The 1,507-nt window shown below is 51.7% G+C and carries 1 protein-coding gene; it reads left to right on the top strand.

All coding sequences use genetic code 11. The features are described from left to right. The first annotated feature begins 435 nt into the window (after positions 1-435). The gene (locus Q362_RS22565; RefSeq protein ID WP_028319697.1) at positions 436-1,449 is read left to right on the top strand and encodes a LytS/YhcK type 5TM receptor domain-containing protein; all 1,014 of its coding nucleotides are present in this window, start codon (positions 436-438) and stop codon (positions 1,447-1,449) included. Positions 1,450-1,507: the final 58 nt, after the last annotated feature.

The following is a 1,507-nucleotide window of genomic DNA, read 5'->3' as shown; positions in this document are numbered from 1 at the left end:
GTGGCCGGCTTCCACCGGAACAGGTGGCCGGCTTCCACCGGAATGCCCGGCCGGCTTCGACTGGAATGCGTGGCCGACTTCACCGGATTAGGCAACCAGACAACATCTCTCATGCCATGTCACTTCGCCACTCATTCCGCAGTCGGGTACGCATTTGCCGGATGAACCATTTGTCTTGTGGTTCTTGACGACCGGCGGCCCTCATCCAGATCGCTTCACTTGGGCGAATGAGTGGAAGGGGAGCGAACACCGCCCTCCGTTGTTGTTTTGAATCATTGGTAAAATTGCGGGTATTATATTGGGAATAGGTAGATGTACCGATAAGAAATATGAAATTTCAACCTGTTGCATCAGTGGGACAGAGGTGGTAAGTAGATTTTAGAATAAACGCATTTGTTTCCACAGGGTTTTCCTGACAACGGACTGTCTTCAGCCATGACATACCTCGACTTGATTTTGAATCTGGCTCTGTTGGTTGCCTTCAGTATTGTTTCAGGCTTCATCGAACAGTATTGGGCGCGACACACTCGAATCGGCAAGATAGCCCAAGGTATGCTTTTTGGCGGTGTGGCTGCGCTCGGCATGTTGCGCCCTTTCCAACTGGAACCCGGCTTTTTTTTCGATGGCCGGTCGGTGATATTAAGTATTTGCGCTCTCTTTTACGGCCCTTTGACCGCCACGATCAGCTGCGTGGTGACCCTTGCCTGCCGGCTGATGATAGGCGGTTCTGGAATGGTCGCGGTCATGCTGATCATCCTCTCTTCAACAGCCGTTGGTTTGGCGGCCCATTATCTCTTTCGTGCCAGTGGACGGCCCCTGGCTGTTCGCCATCTTTTTGTGTTTGGAATAGTTGTCCATCTTGTTGTGTTGATCATGGCTTTCGCCTTGTCGTTTGAAAAGGCGCTGATCGTCACGCAACGCATTCGCTTCCCCGTACTCATCTTCTACCCCTTGGCGACCATCCTGGTCGGCAAGATCCTGCTTGACCAAGAATCCAAACAGCATTTCATCGATAGCCTGCAGCAGGCCAGAGAGCAGTTGGACACCACATTGCGTTCCATCCAACATGCCGTAATCTCTGTCGATACCATGGGCAGGATACTGTATATGAACCCTGTCGCCGAGGCGCTCACCGGATGGAACAGCGCCGACGCTCACCACAAAATGCTTGCCGAGGTGGTGCGCGTCGTTGACCAAAAGAATCACGAGCAGTTCATCGATCCGGTCGTACGTATCTTGGAGACTGGAGAGCCTGTTCAAATAACCAACGACACCCTTCTCCTCGAACGCAATGGCACCAAGCACAACATTTCCAAGAACGCTGCTCCCATGCATGATGCCAAAGGCAAACTGACGGGAGCTGTTCTGGTTTTTCGGGATGTCACCGCTGAATATGAAACCCGTGAGCAGTTGCATAACAGCCCGTTGAAAAACCCCGTAACCCTGTAAAACCTATTGCCCCAATCCCCATGTGCGGTAAATTGATTTTATCATTTCACAACAAGGA

It is taken from the genome of Desulfobulbus elongatus DSM 2908 (assembly GCF_000621145.1).
GTDB classification, from domain to species: domain Bacteria; phylum Desulfobacterota; class Desulfobulbia; order Desulfobulbales; family Desulfobulbaceae; genus Desulfobulbus; species Desulfobulbus elongatus.
The sequence above is the reverse complement of the archived record's forward strand: the minus strand, read 5'-3'. Positions and strand labels throughout refer to the sequence as shown.